Source organism: Salibacterium sp. K-3 (assembly GCF_054052005.1).
In genome coordinates this window covers 1-22779 of the sequence record NZ_JBSVZE010000005.1, presented here as the reverse complement: position 1 = coordinate 22779, position 22779 = coordinate 1, and the positions used below count along the sequence as shown (strand labels likewise).

Sequence of the window (22779 nt, the reverse complement as noted above, 5' to 3'; positions counted from 1 at the left end):
TACAGGACTAATTACCGGCGGATGCACATATAGATGATATACAAGCTATATCCGTGAAGGGAGCATCTGCTATGTCCTTTTCTGAAGAACCGGTGCTGCAGCGGCCCGGTGCGTCTCACGAGGTTGTCATGAAAGGGAGGAAAAGCCTGGAGATTACTGGTGTGAAAGAAGTGGAGAGCTTTGACAATGAAGAATTTTTACTGGAAACATCCATGGGTTTTCTTTCCGTGCGGGGGGATCAACTTCATATCAAGAATCTTGATGTACATGAGGGAGTGATTGCTATTGAAGGCAGAGTGGACGACCTTGTGTACGTGGATTCCTCGAAGGAAAAATCCAAAGGGTTTCTGGGGAAGTTGTTTAAGTGACGCTGGCTGTGCAGTTTCAGACAATGGCGGCGATGTTTATGATGGGAGTGGCTGCCGGTGTGTCCCTGGATGTATATGAACGTCTGTGTCTTGGGCTGGTCCGGCGCAGCATGTGGACAAGAGCCGGCGCTGATATTTTATTCTGGATTCTGCAGGCTTTGATTGTATTTTATGCGCTTCTCCGCATCAATGAAGGGGAACTTCGGTTCTATATCTTCCCGGGGTTGGCGGCAGGTTTTTTTCTTTACCGGTATTACGGACGTTCATCTTTTCTCGGCAGGCTGGAAATGCTATGCCGGACAGGGAACCGGGTGCGCAGGATCTTTACCGCTGTATTTAAGGTGCTTGTGCTGCGTCCGCTGAACTTCGTATTGCAACTGGCCGCCGGCTCCGTTATGATGGGACTAACGATAATTAAAAATTTTCTGTTCTTTATTCTGCATCTTCTACTGGTGCCTTTGACAGGAACGACCCGGTTGTTCCGCCGGGTAGTGGAAAAAGTGCTTCCCGCACCTGTCCTTGCATTTATAAGAAAAACAACCGACGTGATAACACACCGCAAAAAAGATTGACCAAGCAGTAATATGCCGGAGGGATATGGATTGGTATCAAATAAAGAGAAAGTTACGGAAATGAACCGTTCCTACGTCCAGGAAGAGGAAAAGAAACAGGAGAGGCAGCGCAACGCTGTTGATAAGCATAGACGGGGATTAATCCGGCGCCTGACAGCACTCGCAGCTGTCGGGGTTGTGCTGGCTGTTGTGTTCACTGTCCTTCTGACATCGCAGCTGTCGACCCTGGAAGCGAAAAAAACGGAACGGGCGGAGCTGGAACAGAAGATGGAAGAATTAAAAGCGCAGGAAGCAGAATTAAAACAGGATATTGAAAACTACAATGATCTCGACTACATAGCTGAAATTGCCAGGCGGGACTATTATTTAACCAAGCCCGGAGAAACACTGTATAAACTACCGGAAAAAAAGGCAGAGAACGCAGATTGACACTTTTTTCAGCGGTCGAGTATAATAATGGTGATTTTAACGGCGTTAAAATCAAGCTCGAAGATAAGGAGGAGCATTTTTTACATGTCCATTGAAGAAGGCAGCAAGGTACAGGGGAAGGTCACAGGAATCACCAATTTTGGAGCATTTGTTGAGCTGCCGGGAGGTAAAACAGGACTGGTCCATATCAGTGAAGTGGCGGACAAGTATGTGGAGAACATCAACGACTATGTCAGTGTCGGGGATGAAGTGACTGTAAAGGTGATGAAGGTCGAAGACGATGGAAAAATCGGTCTGTCGATCCGCAAAGCCGTTGACCGCCCGAAAGAAGACCGTTCCCAGAACGACCGCTCCAAAGGGGGACGCGGCGGACAGGGAAACAAGGGCCAGCAGCGTTCGTTATCCTTTGAGGAAAAAATGAATCGTTTTATGAAGGACAGCGAGGAACGCTTGTCGTCCCTGAGAAAACAGACAGACTCTAAACGCGGCGGTGGTTCCAGAAAATAGACCTGCTGCTGAAGAATTGATAGATACACTCTCTGCCTGCTGCCGGAACAGAAACGTTCCCGGCAGCATTTTTTATTTTGAGGTTGACGCTTTCCCCGCTCTCATTATATAATCATTCGTGTTGCTTTCCTTAAGGCGGCGTAGCTCAGCTGGCTAGAGCGTACGGTTCATACCCGTGAGGTCGGGGGTTCGATTCCCTCCGCCGCTACCATACATAACACCACAGCCTGTTTTCCGCAGCAAAAGCGCGGGAGGCAGGCTTTTTTTACTCTGACGAAAAACGAAGGATGCTTTTCCCATGCTTCTTCCCTTCATTTCATTCTCTTCCACTATTCCCCTTTGTTTGCTGTAAGAAATTGTTTCAATTTGCTTATACTCCTTTTTGTATACCGTAAAAACGCTGTCATAACAGGCTGGACGGCTGACAGGAAATCGTCGAAGGATTTTTCGGACCGGCTTGGTTATTTTGACAAACATTGAACTCCGCACCCGGTATAATGAGTCCCATCATTTCAAGATCAGGTGGTGCGTGTAATGTCCCAGAAAGATTTGATCCGGCGTGCGGAAGAAGTACAACCGCTGCTTGAGGCGGCAGGAAGAAAAATGAAAGTTGTACGGGAGCGGTGGAAGAGAAGGACGGCGGCAGGATTGGAACGCTTGTTCATCCAGTGGGGAGCGCTCGTGTTTATCACGGGGATGCTGCTGGGACGGGCGGTACTGCTGGCAGAATTATTCCCGTTTGCGATCCCGTTTTTTGCGGTTGTCTATGCATGGCGCCGGGAAAAAGCGGTGATCGGGGCAGCCGGTTTAATGGCGGGGGTGCTCAGCGGTGCAGTATTGCATGCCGCTTTTGTTATCGCAGCTGTCCCATTATTTATAGCGCTCTATGAATGGATGAACCGATTCGGCTGGAAAACATCCTGGACGCTGCCGCTGACCGTATTTACTGCCACCATCGGCGCACGGACAGCGGTGATCTGGCTGATGGAAGGAACGGTTACATCGTATGCCTTTGTCATGGCAGGTGTGGAAGCAGGACTCAGTTTCATGCTGACGATGATATTTTTGCAGAGTCTTCCTTTACTTATCACAAACAAACGAAAACAGCCGTTAAAACATGAAGAGATTATCTGTTTTATTATTCTTCTCGCCTCAATTATGACCGGGGCGATTGGATGGGTAATTTACGGCATGGGGGCGGAACATATACTGGCCCGCTATCTGGTACTCCTGTTCTCCTTTACCGGAGGTGCGGCAATTGGAGCGTCAGTCGGCGTCATCGCCGGCCTGGTTCTGAGTCTTGCTTCGATTGCCAATCTATATCAAATGAGCCTGCTTGCTTTTGCGGGGCTGTTGGGCGGCCTCCTGAAAGAAGGAGGCAGAATCGGGGTCAGTATCGGAGTACTGCTGGGAACTGCTTTGATCGCTCTTTACGGGGACGGGTTGAACGGGGTCTCACTGACGCTGGCTGAATCAGCAGCGGCTGTCGGCGTGTTTCTGCTTACTCCCCGCGTTATGACAGCTTTTATAGAAAAATATATTCCAGGCACGCCTGAATATGCGCGCGAACAGCAGAAACATATGAAAAAAATCAGGGATGTTACCGCCATGAAGGTGGAACAGTTTTCCCGGCTGTTTGAGACGTTATCGACAAGCTTTGAATCCGGAGCCGAGACGGACAGCGCAGAGCAGCAGGACAGCCGTGAAAAAGACGATGTGTTGAGCAGAGTAACGGAAAACACCTGCCAGCAGTGTTTTCTTAAAGAGCGGTGCTGGGTGAGGCAGTTTCAACAGACATACGACGGCATGACACGGCTGGTCCGGGAACTGGAGGAAAACGGCAGAGTCACCCCCCGCACGGCCAACCGTTGGAAGAACTACTGCCATTATGACAAGCGGATGATAGAGGTCATGGCCGAAGAACTTCAGCGGGAAGAAACAAAAAAGGTTATAGCCAGGCAGATGAATGAAAGCCGCAGGCTTGTGGCCGATCAGCTGCAGGGGGTTTCGAATGTAATGAACAACTTCGCCAGGGAAATTCAACAGGAAAAAGAGGCGCACCACCTGCAGGAAGAAGAGATCCATGAAGCGCTGCAGGATGCCGGCCTCGATATCGGCCATGTAGATATATACAGGCTGGACGAGGGTAATGTGGAAGTGGAAATGAGCGTCTCGAAACCTTCCGGAAAAGAGAAGGCCGAAAAAATCATAGCGCCGATGCTGTCGGATATCTTGAATGAGCATATTGTAGTAGACCGGGAAGAGCCGTACGAAGATATTACCGATTATTCCAACGTCACGTTTTCCTCGGCCCGCACGTATACAGTTGAAGCCGGCGCGGCCGTTGTTGCCAAAGAAGGAAGGTGGGTGTCCGGTGACAGTCATGCCGCCATGGACATCGGAACGGGCAAATATGTCATGGCCATCAGCGACGGAATGGGCAGCGGCTGGAAAGCCAACCGGGACAGTCAGTCTGCGCTTGAAATTTTAAAAACTATTCTAGCTTCCGGAATGGATGAGCAGACGGCCGTAAGATCCATTAATTCCGTTTTAAGCCTTCGTTCGAAGGAAGAAATGTTTTCAACGCTGGATCTGTTTTTAATGGATCTGCAGACGGCACGGGGGCGCTTTATCAAAATCGGCTCCCTGCCCGGATTTATCAAACGAGGCAGGAAGGTAAAACAGATTGAAGCAGGAAACCTTCCGATCGGAATGGTGGAGCATGCGGAGCTGGATGTTGTTAACGAACAGATGAAAGAGGGCGATATGGTAATCATGATGAGTGATGGTATTTTTGACGCGGCCGTCCAGATTGAAAACAAGGAAATATGGATGAAACGTTTGATCGGCCAGATGGATTCTGAGGATCCCCAGGACATGGCAGATTATCTGCTTGAAGAAGTCATCAAAGCCTCAGAGGGGAACATCAGGGATGATATGACCGTTATGGCGGCCTCTGTTCAGCGGAATATTCCGGAATGGGCGGCTATTCCGGCTGGGCGTACCGTGCCCTTAAAAAGAAAAAAAGCGTGAGGAAAGGAGCCGGGTATATATTTTCACCCCTCCGTCAAAGATGAAAATAATACCAGAAACGGAGGGGACATGAGATGAATCATGGAAAAATAAAGCAGATATTGCTTTTAACCGATGGGTGTTCCAATCAAGGGGAAGACCCGGCGTCAGTAGCGGCCTTTGCCAAAGAAAAAGGAATCACCGTAAACGTGATAGGCGTGCTGGATCACGGAGCTGCTCGTGACCACGGTATGCAGGAAGTGGAAAACATCGCGGCTTCCGGAGGGGGAGTCAGCCAGCTCGTCAATGTCGATCAACTGGCCCATACTGTTCAGATGGTAACAAAACAGGCGATGACACGTACTCTTCACGGTGTTGTGCATCAAGAGCTCAGCCAGATACTTGGTGATCACCAGGAGGTGGAGGATCTCCCCCCGGATAAAAGAGGAGAAGTGGTCGATGTTGTCGATGAGCTTGGTGAAACGGTGGATCTGGATGTACTGATCCTCGTTGATACGAGTGCCAGTATGAAACCAAAACTCCCGATGGTACAGGATGCCTTGATGGATTTGTCGATCAGTCTGAATTCGAGAAAAGGAAATAATCATTTTTCCCTGTTTTTATTTCCCGGGAAAAGAAAAGACGCGGAACAGGTGTTGGACTGGACTCCGGAAATGAATTCGCTGACCGGTATGTTCCACCGGCTGACGGCGGGCGGCATCACCCCGACCGGGCCTGCTCTTCAAGCGGCGCTGCAGCATTTTGACAAGCGGTTATCAAAAAGGAGTCTGAAACGTTATGGAGAAGATGAATTCCCAATCGAAGAATCAGGCTTTTGATCTGGCGCCGGGAACGGCGTGGACCGGTAAATGGAATCAAAATCCCTACAAAATCATCCGTAAATTGGGAAAAGGAGCAAACGGAGCGGTTTATCTGGCGGATACAAGAACCGGACCGAAAGCCGTAAAAATTGGCGAAAATAAAATGTCTCTGACTTCGGAAGTCAACGTCCTGAGAGCATTTTCGAAAGTGAGGGGTAACGTTCTCGGCCCGGAGCTCCTGGATGTGGATGATTTGATCTGGAGAGGAGAGGTTTATCCTTTTTTCTGTATGGAATATCTGAAAGGGGAAACACTTCTTGATTTTGCACGAAAACGGGGAACGGAGTGGATCCCTGTTTTTATGGTGCAGTTGCTGGGGGATTTGGACCGTCTGCATCAGGAAGGGTGGATCTTCGGAGATCTTAAATCTGACAATTTAATCATTACAGGACCGCCTTCCAGAGTCAGGTGGTTTGACGTGGGTGGAACGACGAGGCAGGGAAGGGCGGTAAAAGAGTATACGGAATTTTATGACCGGGGCTCCTGGGGGCTTGGCGACCGGAAAGCAGAGCCTTCTTATGATTTATTTGCCGCGGCCATGATTTTTATGGAAACCGAGTATCCGCGCCGTTTTAAAAAACCGCCCGGCGCTTCCGCAGAGAAAACGATGGCATTGTTACGCCGCTATATCAAACATTCCCCGGCGCTTGCGGATTATCAGAATGTTCTCTTACGGGCGTTGAAGGGAGATTATCCGAATGCTCAGATTATGAAAAAAGATCTGATTTACACGATTGAAAAACAGACGAGCCGAAAACCGCCGGAACCCCCGTCCCGGAAACAAAAAAGTGGAACGCCCGCACCATCCAGACGGACCTCAGCCTCCTCTTCAAAAGAAAAGCCGTCCTACCGGACAGAAATAATTCTTACAACCTCTTTTCTCTTTCTCTCATCTGTTCTATACTTTATGGGACAATGGATGTAAAAGGAAAAAAAGAGGGGGAGGACCCTTCATGGGGAAAGCGGAACAGACGATGTCGCTCTGTCTTACAGGAGGTAAGTTAATGCTGCGGTACGGCGCTGAGACGTACCGGGTGGAGGAAACGATGTACAGGATGGCAAAAGCAGCCGGAATGCGTAATATTAACAGTTTTGTTACGTTAACCGGCATTTTTCTTGCCTTCCGTACCGAAGACGGGACGGATTTCATGCAGATGATCCGGGTCCGGGAAAGGTTCCAGGACTTAAGCAAAGTGACGGCGGTCAATCAGGTGTCCAGAGAATTCACCCATGGTATTATCTCGATTGAAGAGGCCGCCGCACAGTTGACCGATATTGAAAAGGCGCCCATGAACTATCCGCTTTGGCTGATTTATCTGGCCTCCGGCATCGGCGGCGCTGCTTTTTCCTATCTGATCGGCAGCACGTTTATTGATATTTTTCCCGCATTTATCGGCGGATTAATTACCACCCTCACCCTCGTCCTGTATCAAAAGGTCCTGAACGTTAAGTTCTTTTCTGAGTTTCTCGCAGCCGTTTCAGGTGTTCTTGCGGTTGTAGGAATGGAGACGGGAGGTCTGGTGCAGAACATGGACCAGGTCGTGATCGGGACGCTTATTCCGCTTGTGCCCGGCATTCCGCTTACCAACTCGGTGCGGGATCTCATGTCCGGAGATTTAGTAGCCGGGGTGGCCCGCGGAACGGAAGCTGCCGTCACTTCTCTGTCGATCGCAGCAGGGACAGTAGTTTCTTTATCGATTCTTTATTTTTAGTGGATGAATGAGCGGGGGTGTCGGTAACGATGTGGCTTGAGCTGATGTTCTGTTTTATGTCGACCGTGGCGTTCGGTATTATTTTCAATATTCCGCTTCGTCTCGTCTGGTGGGGCGGAGGAATCGGTATCATGACCTGGTTTATTTACAGCACTCTTCCCGAAATCGGGTTGACCCAGGTCAATGCTGCCGCTGTGGCTGCGTTTGCTGCTGCTCTTACTTCCCACCGCCTTGCCAAATATAAAAAAGTGCCAGTGACGACGTTTATGATCCCGGGTATAATACCGCTTGTGCCAGGGGGGCGTGCGTATTCAAGTATGCTTGCATTTGTTGAAGAGAATTACGTGAACGGCCTTGGTCTAGGTGTGGAGACGCTTCTGCAGGCGGGTGCGATTGCAGGAGGGGTCGGATTTGCCCTCTCCATCTTTTCAATCGGGAAAGGAGCCGGTAAGCGTTATGAAACAGACCGTTGAACAGTGGATAAAAGCGCGGCATCTGCTGCAGCCGGGTTCGCGGGTCCTTGCTGCTGTTTCCGGCGGACCTGATTCCATGGCCCTTCTCCATCTGTTGAAAGAGATGGAAACAGAGTGGGATCTTACTGTGCTGGCAGCACATGTCCATCACGGACTGCGGCAGGAAACGGCAGACAGGGATGAACGGTTTGTGAAAGAATGGTGTGAAAACAACTGTATCCCTTTTTATAACGCCCGTGTCTCCGTAGAAAAGAAAATAAGGGAAGAGGGGGGCGGCGTTCAGGAACAGGCGCGCAGGCTTCGTTATGATTATCTGGCAGGGTTGATGGCAGCGGAATCGATTTCCGTTCTGGCTGTGGGACATCACGCGGATGACCAGGTCGAAACGATAGTCATGAAGCAGACGACTGGGCGGGCCCTGCTGGGAGAGACTGCCATGAAAGCAGAACGGCCGTTTGGCGGAGGCACCTTGATCCGCCCTCTGCTCGGTGTAACGAAAGAGGAGATCTACGACTACTGCCGCAGCCACTGGATCTCATTTCAGGAGGATGAAAGCAATGCCTCCGGTAAATATACGAGAAACCGGATCAGACAACGCATTCTCCCTGTCCTGAAAGAAGAAGAGCCTCTCGTCCACCGCCATTTTCAACATTATGCAGACTGGATCGAGGAAGACAGGCGCTATATTGAAGAGCAGGCGGAAGAGGAATGGCGGCAAAGGATCATAAGGGAAGATGAACATTCGGTGACGATTTCCATAAAAGGAATGGAAGCGCTTCCTCTCCCTTTACAAAGAAGAGGTATTCCTCTAATATTAAAGTATCTTTGTATGCATAATGTACCGGAGTTGTCGATCGTACATATTGAGCAGTTTCTTTCGCTGCTGCATGGGGGTCGTCCATCCGCGGTTTTGGACTGGCCGGGGAATCTGGAAGTCCGCCGTGATTATGACCAGATAACGATTTCCATGGTTCCACTGCAGCAGACCAGAAGTGCACCGCAGCCTGTGAGCCTTTCCACCCCGGGTGAAGCCTCTTTTGGCGATTATGTGTTTGAAGCTTCTTTTCATTCTCCCCGGCACACCGGAGAAGAAGAGGATCTTTTGGTGATCGAACCTGCAGCCGTATCGTTTCCTCTTCACATCCGTCCGCGGCAGGACGGGGACCGCCTCCCCCCACTCGGAATGACCGGAAGCAAAAAGGTGAACCGGATCTTTATAGATGAAAAAACCCCCTTTTATGAACGGCCGTTCCAGCCGGTGGTGACGGATGCGGACAGCACCGTGCTGTGGCTTCCTTTTGTGAAAAAATCAGTGTATCATCTCCGCGCCGGCGAACGGAAATGCCGGCGTCCGGTCTTTATAATATGCCGGCGGCGCTTTGGCACATCCTTTTAGGATGAAATCGGACAGGGATTCATGGTATGATGGGGAACGGACATTTTGTGAGAAAAAAACAGCCGTTATGTGCGTATATATCACTCGGGAGGGTAAAATAAAAACAAATGCATAATGATATCCAGAAGATCTTAATTGATGAAGAACAACTGCAGAATAAGATCCGTGAAATCGGCAGTGATTTAACGGAGGAGTATAAAGGGCGCTTTCCGCTCGTTATCGGGGTGCTGAAAGGAGCACTCCCTTTTATGTCTGATGTTACCAAACGGATCGATGATCATCTGGAAATAGACGTGATGGATGTTTCGAGTTACGGCAGCAGCACCGTTTCTTCCGGAGAAGTGAAGATCATCAAGGATCTCGATACGACGGTGAAGGGAAGAGATGTCATTATTCTGGAAGACATTATTGACAGCGGCGTGACACTCAATTATCTCATCAGTCTGATCAAACATAGAGGAGCGGCTTCCCTGAAGGTTGTCACCCTTTTGGATAAACCGGAGGGCAGGCAGGTGGAGCTGATTCCGGATACTGCAGGATTTACCGTGCCGGATGAGTTTGTCGTAGGGTATGGTCTGGATTATGCAGAAAAGTACCGCAACCTCCCTTACATTGGTATCCTTAAGCCGGAGATTTACAAGGGGTCATGATTGTGAGAAAGAAAACAAATATGGTACTATTACCTAAGTTGTCAATGCCCGTGGGAGGAGGTCAGGAATGAACCGAATTTTTCGAAACACTGTTTTTTACCTGCTATTGTTCCTGGTCATTATAGGAATCATCAGTTTTCTCAGTAATGACCAGACGGATACAACAGAGATGACGACGGAAGAATTTATCACGAAACTGGAAAACAACGAAATAGCAACGGTCACACTGCAGCCGGAAGGTGAAGTGTATCTGGTTGAAGGACAGGAAACCGGCCAGACAGAGGACGAAAGCTTCCAGACCCATCTGCCGATTTCCGAAGAGAATACGCAGATGCTGATGACAGCAGAAGGGCCTGAAGGCGGTTCGCTGGAACTGGATACAGAACCTGCTGAAGAACCCAGCGCCTGGGTGACGTTCTTCACCTCGATTATTCCATTTGTTATCATCTTCATCCTCTTTTTCTTCCTCTTGAGCCAGGCTCAGGGCGGCGGAAGTAAGATGATGAACTTCGGCAAAAGCAAAGCGAAGCTCTATCAGGAAGAAAAGAAGAAAGAGCGATTCAAGGATGTTGCCGGTGCCGAAGAAGAGAAACAGGAACTTGTAGAAGTAGTGGACTTTCTGAAAGACCCGCGCAAATTCGCCAGTATCGGTGCCCGGATTCCAAAAGGGGTGCTTTTGGTAGGCCCTCCTGGAACGGGTAAAACATTGATTGCCCGTGCGGTTGCCGGAGAAGCAGGAGTGCCGTTCTTCTCCATCAGCGGCTCGGACTTTGTGGAAATGTTCGTCGGTGTCGGCGCATCCCGTGTCCGTGACCTTTTCGAAAATGCCAAGAAGAACGCACCATGTATCATTTTCATTGACGAGATTGATGCTGTCGGCCGTCAGCGCGGCGCCGGTGTGGGCGGCGGCCACGACGAGCGCGAGCAGACGCTGAACCAGCTGCTTGTTGAAATGGACGGTTTCAGTGCTAATGAAGGAATCATTATCATTGCCGCTACCAACCGTTCCGACGTTCTTGACCCAGCGCTTCTGCGTCCGGGCCGTTTCGACCGCCAGATCATGGTCGGCCGTCCTGACGTAAAAGGCCGGGAAGAAGTGCTCGGCGTACATGCCCGCAATAAGCCGCTTGCCGATGATGTGAACCTGAAAGCCATCGCGCAGCGGACCCCTGGATTTACCGGGGCGGACCTGGAGAACCTGTTAAACGAAGCGGCACTTGTGGCAGCCAGATCGGACATGGAAAAAATCCGGATGGTTCATATTGAAGAAGCCATTGACCGTGTTATCGCCGGTCCGGCGAAGAAGAGCCGGGTTATTTCCGAAAAAGAAAAGAACATTGTGGCTCACCACGAGGCGGGTCATACGGTGGTCGGCGTCAAGCTGGAGAATGCCGATATGGTGCATAAAGTGACAATTGTGCCGCGCGGACAGGCAGGCGGTTACGCCGTCATGCTCCCGAAAGAAGACCGCTTCTTTATGACAAGACCTGAACTGGTTGATAAAATCACCGGGCTTCTCGGCGGCCGCGTCGCAGAAGAAGTGATGTTCAATGAAGTCAGTACGGGTGCGCATAACGACTTCCAGCGCACGACCGAAATTGCCCGTAAAATGGTAACCGAATACGGCATGAGTGAAAAACTCGGACCGGTGCAGTTCGGATCCAGCGGCGGCCAGGTATTCCTCGGACGCGACATTCAGAATGAGCAGAACTACAGTGATGCCATCGCTCACGAAATAGATAAAGAAGTCCAGAATATCGTGAATGAGTGTTACGAACGATGCAGACAGATTCTTACGGAAAACAAGGATAAACTCGAAGCGGTTGCCTCTTCTCTGCTCGAACTCGAAACCCTTGACGCAGAACAGATTGAGTCCCTTGTTGAGTATGGAAAGCTTCCGGAGGATCATCATACCAATAAAGATGATGAAGAAGTCGGCGCAAAGCACACTTCCAGTTCGGACGACAGTGATGTGAAAGTAAACATTCAGTCCAAGCAGGAATCCGAAGCGGATGACGCCGATTCCACGGAAGAAGAGACCGGCGGAAGCCCTTCAAAAGGAAACCAGGTGGAAGATAAAACGGACTCGGAAAAACTAGGAGATAACAGCCCTCCTTCTTCTGACGATGAAGATCGGAGATAACAGGTTGTTTGAAGAAAAGGGATGCCAAATCAAGGCATCCCTTTTTAACAGAGGAATGTTTTTCATAAATAGTGGATCGGAGGGAAAGAACCGGTGATCGCCGTCCTGAACATTGGAAATACTCATATTCACTTCGGTCTGTTTCAGGGGAAAGAACTGGCGGGCCAGTGGCGTCTGTCGACCGAAGAACGAAAAACAGAAGATGAATACGGCCTGCAGATACAGCCGTTAGTGGAACAGACAGCTGAAACAACAGGGGCAAAGGTGGAAGGAGCGATCATTTCTTCCGTTGTTCCGCCGGTGCAGCCGGTCATTGAGGGAATGTGTCGAAAATACTTACATGTTTCTCCTCTCGTGATAGGCCCGGGGGTAAAAACAGGACTCAACATCCGTTATGAAAACCCCAGGGAAGTGGGAGCCGACCGGATCGTCAATGCTGTCGCAGCGGTGGAGGAACATGGCGGCCCGCTGATAACGGCCGATTTTGGCACAGCGGCCACTTTCTGCTATATTGACGCGTCGAATCGATATATCGGAGGTGTGATTGCCCCGGGGCTCTCCATTTCATCAAAAGCGCTGTACGAGCATGGGTCCAAGCTGCCGAGAGTGGAGGCGGAACCCAGGGAGCAGATTATTGGAAAAAATACAGTGCATGCGATACAATCCGGGATGTTTTTCGGATATGCCGGCCAGGTGGACGGCATTATCACCCGGATGAAAGAAGAAGTGAAGGAGAATCCCCTTGTGATAGCCACCGGCGGTGATGCTCCTTTCATCAGGGAGGCGGCTGCATCCATTGATATGGTGGATGCCTTTCTGACCCTGAAAGGGCTTCGTTATATATACGGGAAAAACAAAACCTGATAAAAAAAGAGGAAGGAGGTCCTCCTCTATGGAAGACTACCTGGTGAAATCAACAGCATATGACGGCAAGATCCGGGCTTATGCGATTCAGACGACGAATATGGTCAACGAGGCAGCCCGGCGCCATCATGCCTGGCCTACAGCTTCCGCCGCCCTGGGCCGGGCCATGACGGCCGGGTCGATGATGGGAGCGATGCTGAAAGGCGACGATAAACTGACCATTAAGATTGAAGGAAATGGTCCGATGGGGCCGATTATTGTGGACAGCAGCTCCAACGGAGATACGAGAGGATACGCCCACAATATGCAGGTACACTTTGATCTGAACGACAAAGGAAAGCTGGATGTATCCCGTGCGGTCGGCGGGGAAGGAGTACTGTCGGTCGTAAAGGATCTTGGCATGAAAGATCACTTTACCGGAAGTGTCCCCCTCGTCTCCGGGGAAATCGGAGATGATTTCACGTATTACTTTGCCTCTTCTGAACAGATTCCCTCCTCCGTGGGTCTGGGTGTTCTAGTCAATCCGGACAATTCGATTCTGGCGGCCGGCGGATTTATCATTCAAGTGCTGCCGGATGCAGAGGATGAACTGGCCGAGCGTATTGAACAGCAGCTGGAAGCTATGCCGCCGGTCTCCAAGCTGATTGAGAAGGAAAAAGCGCCGGAAGATATCCTGCATATGATTCTGGGAGAAGACGTGAAGGTGCTCGAACGGTCTGCGGTTTCTTTTTCCTGCCATTGCTCCCAGGAACGGGTGTCGAATGCGTTAATGTCACTCGGCACGGACGAACTGCAGGATATGATCGAAAAAGACGGCGGCGCGGAAACGCAGTGTCACTTCTGCAATGAGGTTTATCAATTTTCTGCCGAAGATTTGCAGGAATTGAAGGAAGAAGCGTGGAATATAGAGAACAAGGAGCAGTAAGTCTGAATTGTTTGACACGTCATGCAAAGGCTGATACTATATAGACAATAAAACCAATAAATTTACTTGGTATTTTGAGGGGGAACCGTTAAGATGAAAGTGGCAAATAACATTACTGAACTCATTGGCGACACACCACTAGTCAAGCTGAACCGCTTAACCGGTGAAAACGATGCAGACGTTTATCTGAAGCTGGAATATATGAATCCCGGAAGCAGTGTTAAAGACCGGATTGCCCTCGCGATGATTGAAGCCGCGGAACGGGACGGCAAACTGAAAGAAGGCGACACCATCATTGAACCGACAAGCGGTAATACCGGAATCGGCCTTGCGATGGTAGCAGCTGCCAAAGGATACCGTGCTGTCCTTGTGATGCCGGATACGATGAGTATGGAACGCCGCAACCTTCTGCGTGCATACGGCGCAGAACTTGTGTTAACGCCCGGACCGGAAGGCATGGGAGGTGCGATCGGCAAGGCAAAGGAACTGGCGCAGGAAAAAGGATATTTTATGCCGCAGCAGTTTGAAAACGAGGCCAACCCGGAAATCCACCGCGAAACGACAGGACGCGAGCTGCTGAAGCAGGTGGACGGTCAGATTGATTCTTTTGTTTCCGGTATCGGTACCGGAGGAACAGTTACAGGTGCCGGCAAACTGTTGAAAGAGCATTATCCGGATCTGCGGATCATTGCACTGGAACCGGCTGATTCCCCTGTATTGAGCGGAGGTAATAAAGGTCCTCATAAAATCCAGGGGATTGGTGCCGGTTTTGTTCCGGAGATTCTTGATACAGATATCTATGATGAAGTGATGACAGTCACAACCGAACAATCATTTGACTACGCCAGACGCGCTGCCAAAGAAGAAGGAGTGCTCGGCGGTATTTCGTCCGGCTCTGCGATTTATGCAGCGCTTGAGGAAGCGAAAAAACTCGGTAAGGGTAAAAAAGTGGTGGCTGTTATTCCAAGTAATGGTGAACGCTATCTCAGTACTCCTCTCTACCAGTTCGAAGAAGAAGAGTAAAATCAAACGCATGTTGGGAAAGCAGGGCCTGGCGGCTCTGCTTTTCCTGTATTGAAGGTGATGATGATGAATAGAGGAATGTCCCCGGTTCCAGATCCCGCTGCATCCTATACGGTGATGGCGGCTTCTTTTGTGTATCCGGAAGAACAGTTTTATGCGGCGTACCGTACGCTCAGTGCCGGGAGGCCGTACCACGTTCTCCTGGAGAGCGGGCAGAAAGGGCGGTACAGCATGGCGGCCCTTGATCCGTTTGCGGTATTTACTGCAAAGGACGGAATCCTGCACATCAAGACAGAAGAGGAGACGGTCCGGAGAGAGGGCGAGCCGCTCGAGGAGATGAAGCAGTGGCTTGCGCCTTTCCAGGTGGAAACGGTACCGGGGGCTCCGGATTTCCAGACGGGGGTGGCCGGTTCGCTTAGTTACGACTATATCCGTTATATCGAAAAGCTGCCGGTGGAGGCGGCGGATGACCTGCAAACCCCCGATCTGTATTTTCTGGCTTTCCAGCAGGTGTTCATTTACGATCATGAACAGAAAACATTATGGATTGTTCTTCATCATGAAAAAGGGCATGAAGCCGAGGCAGCGCGGAATTGGCAGGAGCTGAAAGAGCAGTGGAAAAAGCCGTCTGCCCGGCACCGGGAATATAATGCACCGCTGCTGCAGCCTGCAGCAGGGAAAAGCTCGTCTTTCTCAAAAGGTGCTTTTGCGGAATCGGTGGAACAAGTAAAAGAATATATCCGCCGCGGAGATGTGTTTCAGGTCAATTTATCTGTACGGCAGTCGGAGCCTCTATTGACCCCGCCGCTTCATATATACGAAAAACTGAGGGAATTGAACCCTTCCCCCTATATGGGATATTTTCATACGCCGGATCTGCAGCTCGTCGGCGGATCTCCGGAACTGCTTGTCAAAAAGAGGGGAAAGGAAGCCTCCACCCGGCCGATCGCCGGCACCCGGCCGCGCGGCCATTCCTTAGAAGCGGATACAGCTTATGAGCAGGAAATGATGGATACGGAAAAAGAGCGGGCGGAACATGTGATGCTGGTGGATCTGGAGCGCAATGATCTGGGGAAAGTATGTACTCCGGGAAGTGTGGAAGTAGACGAACTGATGGTGGTGGAGCGGTATTCTCATGTCATGCACATTGTTTCCAATGTGAAAGGAAAACTTGCCGACCAGGTGGATGTTTATGATATGATAAAAGCAGCTTTTCCCGGCGGAACGATTACCGGAGCCCCGAAAATCCGGACGATGGAGATCATTGAAGAACTCGAACCGGTCCGGCGCGGCATGTATACCGGATCGTTCGGATGGATTGGGTTTAACAATGATATGGAATTGAATATTTCTATCCGGACAATGGCTGTGACAGAAGGAAAAGCCTATGTTCAGGCGGGTGCAGGGATCGTCATTGATTCGGATCCGGAGGCGGAGTACGAGGAATCTCTGAAGAAAGCCCGGGCGCTGTGGAAAGCCAAAGAGAAGAGCGAAGCTGAGGCATGGGAGAACGAGAAGAGCAGAGGAGGAGAACGTATATGATTTTAATGATTGATAATTACGATTCGTTTACGTACAACCTGGTGCAGTATCTGGGAGAAATGGGCGAAGAGCTGGTTGTCCGGCGTAATGATAAAATAACACTCGAAGAAATGGAGGACCTGGCGCCCGATTTTCTGATGGTATCCCCGGGACCATGCAGCCCGGATGAGGCTGGGATCAGCATGGAAGCGGTGAATCGGTTTGCCGGCCGCATTCCAGTGTTTGGTGTGTGTCTTGGCCACCAGTCCATCGCCCAGGTCTTCGGCGGTACGGTTATCCGGGCGGATAAGCTGATGCACGGCAAAACGTCTGCCATTCATCACGACGGCCGGTCGGTGTATAAGGGACTGCCCGATCCTTTCACTGCCACCCGTTATCACTCCTTGATTGTAGAGAGGGAAACCCTGCCGGACTGCTTTGAGATCACATCGGAAACCAGTGAGGGTGATATTATGGGAATACGCCATAAAACGATGGCGGTGGAAGGCGTCCAGTTTCACCCGGAATCAATTATGACCGGTGAAGGCAGACAGCTGCTCCGCAATTTTATTGAAGCCCATAAAAGTCCGCAGGGAGTTTAAAACGATGTACGTGTATATAAATGGAGAGGTACAGGAGGCGGGCGCTGCTCGTCTTTCTGTTTTTGAACATGGTTTTATGTACGGACTGGGTCTGTTTGAAACATTCCGGATTTACAACGGACATCCCTTTCTGCTCGATGACCATTTCCGGAGAATGGAAAGCGGGCTGCAATGGATGAATATAGCCTGGACATATGACAGAGAGACCGTCCTTTCCCAGCTGCAGGAGCTGCTGCAAGCCAACGGCTGGAACAATGCCTATGTTCGTTACAACATTTCCGCAGGGTCTGCAGCCCTTGGTATTTCCACAGAGGTATATGAAAACCCTGTCGTGATCATTTATATGAAACCCCTCCCTGCTCCGGAGGATATACAGGAAACATCGAAAACAGCAGAGTTTTTGAGTATTCCCCGTAATACACCGGAGACGCCGGAACGATTGAAGTCCCACCATTACCTGAACAATATTGCCGGAAAACGGGAGACAGGTGCCGGTCCCGGGGTGGAAGGTCTGTTTTTGACAGAACAGGGCGCTGTAGCCGAAGGAATCGTATCGAATATTTTCTGGAGGCGTGGGGATACACTGTATACTCCTTCGCCTGAAACAGGGATATTACACGGAGTGACTCGTGCGTTTGTGATGCAGCTGGCAGAAAAACACGGGTATTATATTAGAGAAGGCCGTTTTTCGGCAGATCATATTCGCCGCGCGGAGGAAGCGTTTTTGACCAATTCGATTCAGGAAATTGTACCGCTCCGCCGAATCGGCACACACCGGTACCATGAAGCTCAGTGGACAGCAGCCCGTCTGCTGCAGCAGGAATATGCTTCATACCGCGGACTCCTGTGGAAAGCGGCAGATATAAAAGGGCCTGGAATGGACGAGGGAGAAGGAGAGAGACTGCTATGAAATTCGAAGAAATCAATTTTAAAGACAAAACCTATGTCATGGGCATACTGAATGTTACTCCTGACTCCTTTTCGGATGGAGGACAGTTTAACCGCATAGATGCAGCGCTTGAGCGTGCCTTTGAGATGATTGAACAGGGTGCGGATATGATTGACGTCGGCGGGGAGTCCACCCGTCCCGGTTCCGTCAAAGTGGACGGAGACGAGGAACGGCGCAGGGTGATTCCGGTGCTGGAAAAACTGGCCGCCCGATTGACAGTGCCGATCTCGATTGATACGTATAAGGCTGAAACCGCCCGCCAGGCCCTGGAAGCGGGAGCAGGCATCATTAATGATGTCTGGGGCGCCAAAGCAGATCCAGCGATGGCAGAGGTTGCTGCCCGTTACGATGTGCCGATTATATTAATGCATAACCGGGAAAACACAGATTACCACGATGTTATGGAGGATATGATAAGCGATATTCAGGAAAGCATCGACATCTGCCGCAGCGCAGGCGTAAAAAAAGAACGCATTATGCTGGATCCCGGCATCGGCTTTGCCAAAACGTATGATCAGAATCTCGAAGTGATGCGGAGGCTGGAAGAGTTTACCGCGCTCGATTATCCGGTCCTTCTCGGCACCTCGCGCAAGTCTTTGATTTCAAAAACGCTGGATCTTCCCGCATCCGACCGGGTGGAAGGAACCGGTGCCACGATCAGCCTCGGGATAGAACGCGGCGCTGACATTGTCCGGGTCCATGATGTACTGGAAATGAGCCGGACGGTAAAGATGATGGATGCGATGCTTGGAAAGGGGAAGGTGAAAACCGTTGGATAAAATTTTCCTGAAAGGCATGGAGTTTTACGCGTATCACGGGGTTTTTCCGGAAGAAAATAAGCTCGGCCAGCCGTTTCAGGTGGATCTCGTTCTGCACGCGGACCTCACGGAAGCTGCCGCCGAAGACAATCTGGAGAAAAGTGTCAATTATGCAGAGGCCCATCAAACCGTGAAATCGGTCGTGGAAGACAAATGCTACAATCTGGTGGAAACCATTGCCGAAGGGATTGCCGAAGAAATATTAAACACCTTCTCTATTGTGCAGGAGGCATCTGTCAAAGTAAAAAAACCAAACCCGCCGATTGACGGCCATTACGAGTATGTGGCCATTGAACTGGCGAGGTCGCGGGGATGAAAAACGTCAGTTATATCGCTCTTGGGTCAAATGTCGGTGACCGGGAACATTATCTGCGCGAAGCGGTACGTACGCTCGAACAAAAGGAAAGTTTGGAGGTCACGCAGCTCTCTTCCATTTATGAAACGGCCCCGGTTGGTGTCACAGACCAGCCTCCGTTTTTAAATATGGTTCTGTCGCTTCGGACCGGACGATCTCCGGTAGAACTGCTGGAAATAACACAGTTTGTAGAGCAGCGATTGGACCGGGTCCGTCATAAACGCTGGGGCCCCCGCACGATAGACCTTGACATTTTACTGTTCAATGATGAAAATATTAAGATGAATGAATTAACTGTTCCTCATCCAAGAATGCACGAACGAGCTTTTGTACTGATACCGTTGTGTGAAATTGCTGCTCCGCATTACGTATCCTATTATGAACAGACGATACGTGAGCTTACAGCTCGAGTATCCGGTCAGGAAAAAGAGGGTGTACAATTATGGAAGAGCTGCTCTGGGCAAGGAGGATCCGGGCCTTTCGAAAGCTGAAAGGATTTACGCAGATCAGTCTTGCCAGGAAGATGGGAATCGCTGTTTCCATCCTCGGACAGGTGGAACGGGGAACCAGAGTCCCGGATGAGACATTTTTAAAAAAGACAGCAGATGCCTTGGGAGTGTCAATAAAGGAACTTCAATCCGATTAAGTACAGGAGGTGCGCGCGAGTTGCTGAAAATAGATAATATTGAGATGAAAAACCCGGTGGTACTCGCACCGATGGCGGGAGTCTGCAATCCCGCATTCCGTCTGATTGCCAAGGAATTCGGCACCGGTCTCGTCTGTGCAGAAATGGTCAGTGACAAGGCTATTGTCAATCAAAACGAGAAATCCATGAAAATGCTTTATGTGGATGAACGCGAAAAGCCGCTCAGTCTTCAGATCTTCGGCGGGGAAAAGGAGACGATGGCAGAAGCGGCCCAGGTCGTTGATCAACAGACGAATGCCGATATCATTGATATCAATATGGGCTGCCCTGTCCCGAAAATCACAAAATGTGATGCAGGAGCGAAATGGCTGCTCGACCCGGATAAAATCTATGAAATGGTCAAAGTCGCTGTTGAAGCGGTCGATAAGCCCGTCACTGTCAAAATGAGAATGGGCTGGGATGATGAACATATTCTTGCCGTGGAAAACGCGAGGGCGATCGAGGAAGCAGGAGGTAAAGCTGTATCCCTGCACGGGCGCACCCGTGTACAGATGTATGAAGGGGTTGCCGACTGGGAGATCCTGAAAGAAGTGAAAAATGCAGTACAGGTGCCTGTCATCGGCAATGGTGATGTAAAGACACCTCAGGATGCCCAGGCGATGCTTGAACAGACCGGAGTCGACGGCGTGATGGTCGGGCGTGCAGCTCTTGGTGATCCATGGATGCTGTACCGTACCATACATTACCTGGAAACCGAGGAACTTAGCGAAGAACCGGCACCACGGGAGAAGATAGATGTATGCATGATTCACATGGACCGTCTCATTGACCTCAAAGGGGAGACCGTTGCGGTCCGGGAAATGAGAAAGCATGCGGCCTGGTACCTGAAAGGCATGCGCGGTAATAACAAAGTACGGGATAAAATCAACCATCTGGATACCCGGAATGATGTTGCGGATGCTTTATACGAGTTCGTCGAACAACTGGAAGAACGGGAAAAAACGGCGGCGGTATAATCCGGTACCAAAAAAGGGGCTGCCCCTCGGCATAAAGGGTCAGTCCTCTTTGTATGAGAACAGCCGGAGTTTAAATTTTTACAAATGAGGAGTTGTTGTTGTTGAGTCAGGAACAGGAACAAAATGATCAAATGGCGGTCCGCCGGGAGAAAATGGAATCCCTGCAGGAACAGGGGAGAGACCCGTTCGGAAAGCGTTTCGACCGAACCCATACGGCAGCTTCCATGGCGGAGCAGTTTGATGAATTCTCAAAAGAGGAACTGGAAGAAAAGGAGACGTCCATTTCCCTGGCCGGACGTGTGATGACCAAGCGCGGCAAAGGGAAAGCGGGTTTCGCTCATATCCAGGACATTTCCGGCCAGATTCAGATCTATGTACGCAAAGACCAGGTCGGTGAGGATGTATATGAGTTATTTCAGAACACAGACATCGGCGACTTTGTCGGAGTGACTGGTACAGCGTTTAAAACAAAAGTCGGTGAATTATCCGTAAAGGTATCGACGTTTAATCTCTTATCCAAATCTCTGCGCCCTCTTCCGGATAAATTCCACGGATTAAAAGATGTCGAGCAACGTTACCGCCAGCGCTATCTGGATCTGATTGTAAACCCTGAGGTCCGGGATACGTTTGTGGTCCGCAGCAAAATTCTGCAGGCGATGCGGCGTTATCTGGACAAGCAGGGTTATCTCGAAGTCGAAACGCCGATGCTTCATTCCATCCCGGGAGGTGCATCCGCCCGTCCGTTTATCACACACCATAACGCCCTTGACATGGAACTTTATATCCGGATTGCTATTGAACTTCATTTAAAACGGCTCATCGTCGGCGGGATGGAAAAGGTGTATGAAATCGGCCGTGTCTTCCGGAATGAAGGGATATCCACCCGTCATAATCCGGAATTTACGATGATTGAACTTTATGAAGCCTATGCTGATTATACCGACATCATGACACTGACCGAAAACCTGATTGCCCATATTGCGGAAGATGTGCTGGGTACCACAACCATCGTTTACGGCGGTCATGAAATTGATCTGGCCCCGGCGTGGCGTAGAATTCATATGGTGGATGCGATTAAAGAAGAGACAGGTATCGACTTCCGGGAAGATATGAGCGATGAAAAAGCTCATGCATTAGCGGCAGAACATGGTGTGCCCGTGACCGGAACGATGACATTTGGCCACATCGTCAACGAGTTTTTCGAACACTTCGTTGAAGAAAAATTAATCCAGCCGGTCTTTGTGTACGGCCATCCACTGGCGATTTCTCCTTTGGCCAAGAAAAACGAAGATGATCCGCGCTTTACAGACCGGTTTGAATTGTTCATCATGGGACGGGAGCACGGCAACGCCTTTACAGAATTAAATGACCCAGTCGATCAGCGCCGCCGTTTCGAAGCTCAGGTTCAGGAACGGGAAGGCGGAGACGAGGAAGCACACCGGATGGACACTGATTATCTTGAAGCTATGGAATACGGTCTTCCGCCAACCGGCGGCCTTGGTATAGGAATAGACCGTCTTGTCATGCTGTTAACAAATTCTGCATCAATCCGGGATGTTCTATTATTCCCGCAGATGCGGAACCAATCTCAGGAATAACAGGCTGAAGGGGGCTTGCGACAGGATCGGAAGCCCTCTTTTCGTTTGATGCTGCTTTCAGGAAAAAATCAAAATAAAAAATTTAAATGAACGGGTTGTGTAACATAAATTCAGGTGATATATTATTATTTGTCGCTGCGAAAGGCAGCGCACCTCATAAGAAACGACAAAAAATATATTGACATTCCGTTTTCACGGTGTTAGTATAAAAAAGTCGCCATCGAGGCGGAACGAAAATTGTCCTTTGAAAATTGAATGAAAGTCAAGCGTCTGTCAATTCAAATGGTTCAACGAACCATACAGATAAGAAGCAGTACAG

The 22779-nt window shown here is 50.1% G+C and carries 24 protein-coding genes and 1 tRNA gene; all 25 read left to right on the top strand.

Going from position 1 to position 22779, the window contains the following annotated elements; genetic code table 11:
* Positions 1 to 71: 71 nt before the first annotated feature.
* Positions 72 to 368, top strand: coding sequence for a sporulation protein YabP (gene yabP, locus ACW9JV_RS19100; RefSeq protein ID WP_457337453.1), 297 nt, complete (start codon positions 72 to 74; stop codon positions 366 to 368).
* Positions 365 to 940, top strand: coding sequence for a spore cortex biosynthesis protein YabQ (gene yabQ, locus ACW9JV_RS19095; protein WP_457337451.1), 576 nt, complete (start codon positions 365 to 367; stop codon positions 938 to 940). The genes yabP and yabQ overlap by 4 nt, the downstream gene beginning before the upstream one ends.
* Positions 941 to 970: 30 nt before the next feature.
* Positions 971 to 1369, top strand: a complete 399-nt coding sequence (locus tag ACW9JV_RS19090) for an FtsB family cell division protein (RefSeq protein ID WP_457337449.1) — start codon at positions 971 to 973, stop codon at positions 1367 to 1369.
* Between the two features lie 84 nt (positions 1370 to 1453).
* Entirely contained in the window at positions 1454 to 1876 is a 423-nt protein-coding gene (locus ACW9JV_RS19085) for a S1 domain-containing RNA-binding protein (protein WP_457337447.1), read from the top strand.
* 134 nt (positions 1877 to 2010) lie between these two features.
* Positions 2011 to 2087 (top strand) — tRNA-Met (locus ACW9JV_RS19080).
* A gap of 323 nt (positions 2088 to 2410) precedes the next feature.
* On the top strand, positions 2411 to 4909 hold the full coding sequence (spoIIE, locus tag ACW9JV_RS19075) for a stage II sporulation protein E (protein WP_457337445.1): 2499 nt from the start codon (positions 2411 to 2413) through the stop codon (positions 4907 to 4909).
* Between the two features lie 74 nt (positions 4910 to 4983).
* A complete protein-coding gene (locus ACW9JV_RS19070) occupies positions 4984 to 5727 on the top strand; it encodes a VWA domain-containing protein (protein WP_457337443.1) in 744 nt (247 codons plus the stop codon).
* Positions 5687 to 6694, top strand: a complete 1008-nt coding sequence (locus tag ACW9JV_RS19065; protein ID WP_457337441.1) for a protein kinase domain-containing protein — start codon at positions 5687 to 5689, stop codon at positions 6692 to 6694. Before ACW9JV_RS19070 ends, ACW9JV_RS19065 begins: the two co-directional genes overlap by 41 nt.
* Positions 6695 to 6722: 28 nt before the next feature.
* Positions 6723 to 7481 (top strand): threonine/serine exporter family protein, encoded by a 759-nt coding sequence (locus ACW9JV_RS19060; RefSeq protein WP_457337439.1) that lies wholly within the window; start codon positions 6723 to 6725, stop codon positions 7479 to 7481.
* 29 nt (positions 7482 to 7510) lie between these two features.
* Positions 7511 to 7954, top strand: a complete 444-nt coding sequence (locus tag ACW9JV_RS19055; protein WP_457337437.1) for a threonine/serine exporter family protein — start codon at positions 7511 to 7513, stop codon at positions 7952 to 7954.
* Positions 7938 to 9350, top strand: a complete 1413-nt coding sequence (gene tilS / locus ACW9JV_RS19050; RefSeq protein ID WP_457337435.1) for a tRNA lysidine(34) synthetase TilS — start codon at positions 7938 to 7940, stop codon at positions 9348 to 9350. Before ACW9JV_RS19055 ends, tilS begins: the two co-directional genes overlap by 17 nt.
* A 107-nt stretch (positions 9351 to 9457) precedes the next feature.
* Entirely contained in the window at positions 9458 to 10000 is a 543-nt protein-coding gene (gene hpt / locus ACW9JV_RS19045; RefSeq protein ID WP_457337433.1) for a hypoxanthine phosphoribosyltransferase, read from the top strand.
* Between the two features lie 67 nt (positions 10001 to 10067).
* Positions 10068 to 12143, top strand: coding sequence for an ATP-dependent zinc metalloprotease FtsH (ftsH, locus tag ACW9JV_RS19040; protein ID WP_457337431.1), 2076 nt, complete (start codon positions 10068 to 10070; stop codon positions 12141 to 12143).
* A gap of 93 nt (positions 12144 to 12236) precedes the next feature.
* Positions 12237 to 13007, top strand: coding sequence for a type III pantothenate kinase (locus ACW9JV_RS19035; protein WP_457337429.1), 771 nt, complete (start codon positions 12237 to 12239; stop codon positions 13005 to 13007).
* 28 nt (positions 13008 to 13035) lie between these two features.
* Entirely contained in the window at positions 13036 to 13932 is an 897-nt protein-coding gene (hslO, locus tag ACW9JV_RS19030) for an Hsp33 family molecular chaperone HslO (protein ID WP_457337427.1), read from the top strand.
* 93 nt (positions 13933 to 14025) lie between these two features.
* Entirely contained in the window at positions 14026 to 14955 is a 930-nt protein-coding gene (gene cysK, locus ACW9JV_RS19025; RefSeq protein ID WP_457337425.1) for a cysteine synthase A, read from the top strand.
* Between the two features lie 66 nt (positions 14956 to 15021).
* Positions 15022 to 16497 (top strand): anthranilate synthase component I family protein, encoded by a 1476-nt coding sequence (locus ACW9JV_RS19020; RefSeq protein ID WP_457337423.1) that lies wholly within the window; start codon positions 15022 to 15024, stop codon positions 16495 to 16497.
* Positions 16494 to 17078 carry an aminodeoxychorismate/anthranilate synthase component II gene (gene pabA / locus ACW9JV_RS19015; protein ID WP_457337421.1) on the top strand — a complete coding sequence of 195 codons (585 nt, stop codon included), beginning with the start codon at positions 16494 to 16496 and terminating at the stop codon, positions 17076 to 17078. The genes ACW9JV_RS19020 and pabA overlap by 4 nt, the downstream gene beginning before the upstream one ends.
* 4 nt (positions 17079 to 17082) lie before the next feature.
* Entirely contained in the window at positions 17083 to 17988 is a 906-nt protein-coding gene (pabC, locus tag ACW9JV_RS19010; protein WP_457337420.1) for an aminodeoxychorismate lyase, read from the top strand.
* A complete protein-coding gene (folP, locus tag ACW9JV_RS19005; RefSeq protein WP_457337418.1) occupies positions 17985 to 18806 on the top strand; it encodes a dihydropteroate synthase in 822 nt (273 codons plus the stop codon). Before pabC ends, folP begins: the two co-directional genes overlap by 4 nt.
* Positions 18799 to 19161: a dihydroneopterin aldolase gene (gene folB / locus ACW9JV_RS19000; RefSeq protein WP_457337416.1), complete on the top strand. Its 363-nt coding sequence runs from the start codon at positions 18799 to 18801 to the stop codon at positions 19159 to 19161. The genes folP and folB overlap by 8 nt, the downstream gene beginning before the upstream one ends.
* A complete protein-coding gene (folK, locus tag ACW9JV_RS18995; RefSeq protein ID WP_457337413.1) occupies positions 19158 to 19691 on the top strand; it encodes a 2-amino-4-hydroxy-6-hydroxymethyldihydropteridine diphosphokinase in 534 nt (177 codons plus the stop codon). Before folB ends, folK begins: the two co-directional genes overlap by 4 nt.
* The gene (locus tag ACW9JV_RS18990; RefSeq protein ID WP_457337411.1) at positions 19643 to 19846 is read left to right on the top strand and encodes a helix-turn-helix domain-containing protein; all 204 of its coding nucleotides are present in this window, start codon (positions 19643 to 19645) and stop codon (positions 19844 to 19846) included. Before folK ends, ACW9JV_RS18990 begins: the two co-directional genes overlap by 49 nt.
* Before the next feature lie 20 nt (positions 19847 to 19866).
* Complete coding sequence (gene dusB / locus ACW9JV_RS18985; RefSeq protein ID WP_457337409.1) at positions 19867 to 20862, top strand: tRNA dihydrouridine synthase DusB; 996 nt, start codon at positions 19867 to 19869, stop codon at positions 20860 to 20862.
* 101 nt (positions 20863 to 20963) lie between these two features.
* Positions 20964 to 22460, top strand: a complete 1497-nt coding sequence (gene lysS / locus ACW9JV_RS18980; protein ID WP_457337407.1) for a lysine--tRNA ligase — start codon at positions 20964 to 20966, stop codon at positions 22458 to 22460.
* Positions 22461 to 22779: the final 319 nt, after the last annotated feature.